Origin of the sequence: Eggerthella sp. (assembly GCF_048329335.1) — a bacterium.
Classification (GTDB): Bacteria; Actinomycetota; Coriobacteriia; order Coriobacteriales; family Eggerthellaceae; genus Eggerthella; species Eggerthella lenta.
In genome coordinates this window covers 1-7,252 of record NZ_DBFEGU010000473.1, presented here as the reverse complement: position 1 = coordinate 7,252, position 7,252 = coordinate 1, and the positions used below count along the sequence as shown (strand labels likewise).

Here is a 7,252-nt window from a genome sequence, read left to right as displayed (position 1 = left end):
GCCCACGCGCAGCACTCGACGCAACCCGGGTACGCCGCGTCCGCGAACGTGCGGATCGCGCGGTAGCCTTCCTCCGACCCCGGCCCCTTGCCCGTGCGATGGCCCCCGCCGCCCACCAGAAGGAAATCCTCGTAGGTGCGGAAGGAGAAGCCGCCGCCCTCGCCGATGAACATGCCGTCCACAGCGGGGGCGTCCTTGAGCGCAAGCGCGTAGGAACGCTCCTGGTGGAGCTTCATGAAATAGAGTCCCGGGATGTTGACCAGGGGGTAATGGGTCGCGAACACGATGTGCTCGGCAGTGATGGAGCCCTCTTGCGTGCGCGCCGTGGTTCCCGACACCTCCGAGACGAAGGCGTTCTCGTACACGTCGACCGACGGCGCCAGCCCGTAGAGCAGCTTGAGGGGGTTGAACTGCGCCTGGCGCTCCATCCCCAGCGCTCCTTTGTTCGCGATCGGCACCGGCGCGCTCGGCAGGACATGATGCGGGATGCCCAGCTGCTCGTAGGCGGCGAGCTCGCGCTCCAGACCCTCCGTCGACTCCTCGGCGTACACGTAGGCGGTCTTCTCCTCGAAATCGCAGGGGAAGGCGTCGCTCAGCTGCCGAAGCCCCGCCACGGCGGCCTGGTTCGCCTCGTAGTACAGCCGCGCGTTCTCGGCGCCGTGCTCCCTGATCAGCCGGTCGTACACGAGGTTGTGCTGCGCGGTCACCTTCGCCGTGGTGTTCTGCGTGACGCCCGACCCGACGAGGCTCTGCTCGACCACCGCGCACGAGCAACCGGCCCGGCCCAGCAGGTAGGCGCACAGCATGCCCGCCATGCCGCCGCCGATGACCAGCACGTCGACGGATACGTCTCCGTCGAGCGTTTTCGCGATGCCGTCGGGCCTCGGGGTGCGCTCCGCCCATAGAGAGGTCATGGTAAACCCTTTCGCTTCGGTTTCGTCTATTTGCCCGAAAACGATAGCCCGCAACGGCGGCGGATCGGCCGTTCGGGCGCGAAGCGTAGGGCGCTCATTGACGAAGGGTTGACCGCGCGAAGCACAGCCTCCCGCGCAAGGACTCCCCTCCCTCGCCGAGCGTCACTCCTCTTCCAAATACGCCCCCGTCTGGCGGCTCCAGAGGTTCGCGTACTCGCCGCCCTGCTCGATGAGCTGGGCGTGCGGGCCGTTCTCGGCCACCTTGCCGCCGTCGAGCACCACGATGCGGTCGAGGCTGGCCACGGTGGACAGGCGGTGTGCCACCACGATGGACGTGCGCCCGCGCATGAGCGTTGCCAGCGCGTCTTGCACCAGCTGCTCGCTTTCGGAGTCGAGCGCGCTCGTGGCCTCGTCCAGCACGAGCACCGGGCAGTCGGCCAGAAGCGCCCGCGCGATGGCGATGCGCTGACGCTGGCCGCCCGACAGCTTCACGCCGCGCTCGCCCGTGACGGTGTCGAAGCCCTGCGGCAGCCGCTCGATGAACTCCAGCGCGTTCGCCTGGCGCGCCGCTTCGCGGATCTGCTCCATCGTGGCGTCGGGCCGCCCGTAGGCGATGTTCTCGGCGATGGTGCGATGGAACAGCAGCGCCTCCTGCGGCACGTAGGCGATCTGGCGGCGCAGCGACTGCTGCGTCGTCTCGGCGATGTTCTGGCCGTCGATGAGGATGCGCCCCTCCTGGATGTCGGACAAGCGCAGCAAAAGCTTCGTGAGCGTGGTCTTCCCCGCCCCGCTCGTGCCCACGAGGCCCACGCGCTGGCCTGCGGGGATATGCAGCTCGAAGTCGTCGAACACGTGCGTGCACGCGTCGCCGTCGGTGTACCAGAAGTCGATGCCCTCGAAGTCGATGGCGCCCTCGCGCACCTCGAGCTCCGGCGCGCCGGGCTTGTCGTCCACGAGGCGCGGCTCGTCAAGGATGACGGTCATGCCGCTCGCGTCGCCGAACGCGCGGTTGAAGCGCTGCAGCCCGTTGTTGATGAAGTTGAACTGGTTCGTCACCGTGTAGGTGTAGGTGAACATCACCACGAGCGTGCCGGGCGTGATACCGTACCACGCGTTGCCGCCCGCGATGAACACCGCCACCACGCTCATAATGGCGATGGTGATGCACGCCGTCACGATGCCGCGCGTCAGCGACGCCCACATGCGCTTCGAGTCGCGCGCCACCACCTCGCGGTTCGCCTGGTCGAACAGCCCCCGCTCGTAGTCCTCGCGCCCGTAGGTCTTCACCGCCAGGATGTTCGCCACCGAGTCGGACAGCTCGCCCGACAGCTGGTTCTGCGCGCTGGCCGCCTGCTCGTTGAGGTGCAGGATGCGCTTGTACATGTAGTACGACACGCCCGCGTACACCGCCAGCAGCACCATGAGGATGGCCACGTACACCGGCACGCGCGGCGCGAGGATGGCACAGGTGAACACCACCGAGCAGATGACCGGCAGAAACGGGAACGTGATGGTTTCCAGCAGCAGCTGGTAGGCGCTCATGAACTTCGTCGTCTGGCTGACCAGCGTGCCGCCGAAGCGGTTTGAGTGGAACGACATCGACTGGTTCGACAGCGCGTCGAACGACATGGTGGCCAAGTCGTAGGACGCGGCGATCTCCAGCCGGTACATCGTGTAGTCCTGCACCTTGCTGGCCGCCTGGCCGGCCACGTTGATGAGGATGAGCGCGGCGATGTAGGGGCCGAACACCGAGAACACCTCGTCGGGCGCCACCGAGCCCGCGCTCACGCGATCCACCACGAGGCTCATGACGTAGGGGTTGCCGTACGAAAGCAGCGCCACGAACAGAAACGTCGCGGTCATGAGCGCGGCGAACAGCCCGATGTGCTTACGGGTGACCAGCCAGAAGTAGTAGAGCGTGCGACGCGTCGTCGACGGAGCACCGGTTCGTGCCATGCGGGATTCCTTTCTCTTTTCTCAGCACGATTATGCCACAAGAAGGCAAGGCCGGGGGGCGTGCCGCGGGCCTTGACAAGGAAGCCGCAGGCCCTACCCTACGAGCTTGGACGACTCTACCTGCTCGACGTACCAGGTCATGAACTTGGCGAGGGGTTTGCGCAGCACGAGGCCGATGAGCGCCGCGGGGATCAGGAACAGCAGGAGCAGCCCGATCTCCGTCCAGAAGTCGGCGCCGTAGGTGCCGAACATGGCCGCCCGCATGGCGTTCACCACGTGCGTGGCGGGAAGCCAGGGGCTCAGGGCCTGCACGAACGGCGGCAGTAGCTGCAGCGGGAACGACCCGCCGCACCCCGTCACCTGGATGATCAACAGCAGCACCGCCACGGCCTTGCCGAGGTTCGCGAACGCCGCCACCAGCGCGTATATCAGGAACGTGAACACGAGGCCGGCTATCCAGAAGCACAGCATGAACAGCGCGGGCTCGGCAACCTGCACCTGCAAGAACAGCAGGTTCCCCAAGCCCATCACCGTGGTCTGCGCGAGCGACAAGAACGCCAGCACGCCGAAGCGCCCCATGAACAGCTGGCGCGGCTGCGGGTCGGACAGCTGCTCGCGGGTGCGGTCGGAAACCGTCGGCTTCACCACCACGAGGATCAAAAGCGACCCGATGAACAGGGCGAGCGTCGTGTACAGCGGGGCCATGGCCGAACCGAAGTTCTCAGCCGGGAACACGGCCTCGCGCTCGATGCCCACCGGCGCTGCGAGCGCCTTCGACAAGAGCTGCGCGTCGGCGCCCAGCACCGCGCGCAGCGCGTCCGCGTCGCCCGCGACCAGCGCCTCGTCCACGCCGTCGGCGAGCGTATCCAGCTCGCGCGCCGTTTCGCGCAACTTCTGCGCCGCCTCGTCCACCTTCGCGCGCGCATCGCCCAGCACGTCGGCGGCCGACCCTGCGGACGCGGACAGATCGGCGCCCGACGAGCGCAGACCGTCCAGGCCGTCTCCCATGTTAGCCGCAAGCACGCCCGCGCTGTCCGCGAGCTGCTGCAAGCCCGGCTTGAGCCCGCTGTCGAACGAGGCTGCGAGGTCGTCGGAGGCCTGCCGCGCCTCAGCCGCAAGCCGTTCGACCTCCGCGCGCTGAGCCTCCACGTCGGCGTTTCCAGCCTCCAGCCTCTCGGCTGCGGCGCCCAGGTTGTCGCGCATGCCCTCCATAAGCGAGACGACGGCGCTCATGCGCGCGATGACGGCGTCGAGCGCCTGCTGGGCATCGGAAGGCAACGAGCCTCGCAGCTCCTCGAGCTGCTCTATGGCGCTACGGTACCGCGCGATCTGCGCGTCCACAGCTTCGGCCTGGCCCCGCAGCCCTGCCGCGCCCTGCGCGGCACCGGTCGAGGCGGCGTCGAACAGCGCCCCTGCGGAGGCAGACACCTCGTCGAAGCGCGCGGCAGCACCGTCGAGTGCGCCCGCAAGGTCGTCGACCGACCCTTTCACGGCCGTCACCAGGTCGGAGGCCGACGTAGAGCCCTGAGACGATGCGGCGTCGAGGCCATCGACCCCGTTTTGCGCTGCGACTACCAGCTTGCCCGAGTCGCTCGCGAGCGTCTGCGCAGCGCCGGCCAGCGACGAATACAGTTCCAGCACCGACGCCATCCGTTCGGCTTGCGCTCCCATGTCGCGCACTTTCCCCGACACACCCGCAATGCGCCCGCCCACGTCTGCCTCGTCGGCGTAGGCGGACATCGACTCGGCGATGCCCAGCGCCACTTCTGACAACGTCTGGGCGAACACCTCGTTCACCTGGTACGATACCGAATCGGCACCTTGATCGGTGATCTTCGGCGCAATAGCGCTCTTCTTCTCGTTGGCGTAGTAGACGATACGGGCGTGCTGCACGTCCTCGGAGTAGAACGTCAGCATATCCTTGCTGAACCCCGCGGGGATGACCACGGCCGCGTAGTAGCGTCCCGACCGCGCGCCGTCCACCGCGTCCTCCTCGGTGGTGAACGTCCAGTCGATCTGGTCATTTGCTCGCAGAGCCGACACCACCCGCTCGCCGATGTTCACGCGCAAAGGCACGAGATCGCTCTCGTAGCCGTCGTCGACGTTCGCTACCGCCACCGTCAGGTTGCCCGTGTTGTCGAACACGTTCCAACACGCGATGACGTTGTACCACGCGAAGATCGACGGCATCACCACGAGCCCGATCACGATGATCACGCTCATCGCGTTCGCGAACAGCCGCTTGAAGTCGCTGCGCACGATGCGGATCACGTTACCCACGGACGACGCCCCCTTCCGCATCCTGCGCTTCATGCGCGTCGGAGGCGCAGGCCGCGGCGGGCGCCGGATCACCGGACGCCTCGTCGTCGGACGAGCGCACCATGCGGTCGCGCGCGCCGCCCAGCTCCAACAGCCCCTCGTCGCTCATACCTTCGAGCCTCATCTGGCGTTCGAGCCCCGCGCGCAGGCTCTCCACCACCACGAGGAACACGAACACCACGACGAGCCAAACCAGCCACGCCGTGAGCAGCTGCACCTTCTCGGCCGGCGTGAGCGAGAACACCACCGCAAGCGCCACGGGCACCGAAAGCCCCAAGGCCAGCGCACCGCGGATGAGACGCGGGTACCATCGCTCGAAGCGCTCCATGCGCGCCCGCAGCTCCTCACGATACTCCTCTTTGTCAGACAACGCTCTGAACAGCTGCGACACGCGATAGGGGCGCGCGGGGATCTCCACGTCCTCCCCGTTGAAGATGCCGCTCTCGCGCACCTGGCAGGCCACCATGCGGTTGACGTTCGCCATGAGCGGCCGCACGAGGATGCCGAACGCCATGAACAGCGCGAAGAATAGCGCGAGCATCCCCAGGGCGTCGACGTACTGCGATCCGTAGAAGCCGAAGATAGCCTCGCGCATGGCGGAGATGCCGTAAGTGAAGGGGAAGAACGGGTAGACGGCCTGGAAGAAGCTCGAGGTCATCTCGATGGGATACAGCCCCGTCGCGCCGGGGATCTGCGCGAACACCAGCACGATGCAGATACCCTTGCCGATATGCTGCAGGGTAACCGACAGCGCGTAGATGATGCTGAGATAGGAAAGGGAGGCCACGATGGCAGCGAAGAAGAGCGCGGGAGCGTTCGCCGCCTGCACCCCGATGGCCAGCACGCCGGCGCAGCAGATCGCCGCCTGCAGCACCGCCATCGCGGCCAGCAGCAGGAAGCGCCCCAGGTAGCGCTGCGTGACGGTGAGCTTGCGCACGCCTTCACCGTCCACTTCCTGCTTCATGATGACCAGCAGCATGAACGCGCCGATCCAGAACGTGAGGTTCATGAACAGCGGAGCCATGGCCGAACCGTACGCGTTCAGCTCGTACAGCTGCTCGGTGACCAGTTCGGTGGGCGAGCCCATGAAGTCGGCGATTTTGGCCGCGTCGAGGCCGTCCTCGCCGAACGCCTTCGCGAGCGCTCCCGATTCGCCGAGCGACAGCACGTCGGTCTGCACGGTGGACAGGCTTTCCTCCAAATCGGCAAGGATGCCGTCGGTCTGGCCGAGCGCCTCACGCGCGGCGACGAGCGTGGAGGTCAACTGGCCGATCGCCAACTCGGTCTGGTCGATCAGCAGACGTTGGTTCGACACGGCGGCCGCGAGCGAAGACGAAACCGCGCTCAGCTGCGCGAGGCTTCGGTTGACGGTGGGAACCGTATCGCCGAACAGGCCGTCCGCGTACGCCCCCGCTGCATCGGCCGCGCCCTGCACCGATCCGTCGAAGGACGTTCCCGCTTGGGACACCGCGCGCGCGAGATCGCCCGCTTGCCTGTTCGCCGCGTCGAGAGCGTCGAGCGTCGCCTGCGCGTCGGCCGCACGCTGGTCGAGCGCATCGGCGACCGCGACGAGCGGCTCTTTGGCCGCATCGCCTTCGGGCAGCGCCTGAGCCGCCTGGCGCACCTGGGCGGCCAGCGCCTTGCTCTCCTCGGCGGCGGCGCGGCCCTGCGCGATGGTCGCGCCGATGCCCGCCTGCGCCTCGCCCGCCGCCGCGGTCATGCTGCCGACGGCGCCGTTCGCTTTCGAGGACGCTTCCGACACCGTGCGGATCGTCTTGTTCACGGCGGGCATCGCCGCCGAGGAAAGCTCCGCGGCCTCGCCCTGCAGCTGGGAGGTCAGGTTCGCGATGGCCGCGAGGGCGTCGCCCGCCGCGGCGATGTCCTCGCGCGCCCGTCCGAGCGCGTCTTTGGAGCCGTCAGCCTTGGCCTGAGCTTCGTCGGTGGCCGCGACGATCCCGTCAAGCGTGGCGCGCGCCTCGGATATCGCCTGCACCGCGCCCGCCACTTTGACCGCCGCCCTCGCCTTCGATGCGTCCAGCGCGTCGTTCGACTCCGCCAACGCT

4 protein-coding genes are annotated in these 7,252 nt (G+C 67.6%); all 4 read right to left on the bottom strand.

Annotated elements, in window-relative coordinates; all coding sequences use genetic code 11:
* The coding region (locus ACMO6A_RS14665; RefSeq protein ID WP_418471469.1) for an NAD(P)/FAD-dependent oxidoreductase at positions 1–914 on the bottom strand (914 nt) is incomplete at its 3' end.
* Positions 915–1,076: 162 nt separating this feature from the next.
* A complete protein-coding gene (locus tag ACMO6A_RS14660; RefSeq protein WP_009608520.1) occupies positions 1,077–2,870 on the bottom strand; it encodes an ABC transporter ATP-binding protein in 1,794 nt (597 codons plus the stop codon).
* A 93-nt stretch (positions 2,871–2,963) separates the two neighbouring features.
* The gene (locus ACMO6A_RS14655; protein ID WP_009304392.1) at positions 2,964–5,150 is read right to left on the bottom strand and encodes a YhgE/Pip domain-containing protein; all 2,187 of its coding nucleotides are present in this window, start codon (positions 5,148–5,150) and stop codon (positions 2,964–2,966) included.
* On the bottom strand, positions 5,143–7,252 hold a 2,110-nt coding region (locus ACMO6A_RS14650), incomplete at its 5' end, for a YhgE/Pip family protein (protein WP_418471468.1). The genes ACMO6A_RS14650 and ACMO6A_RS14655, both read right to left, overlap by 8 nt.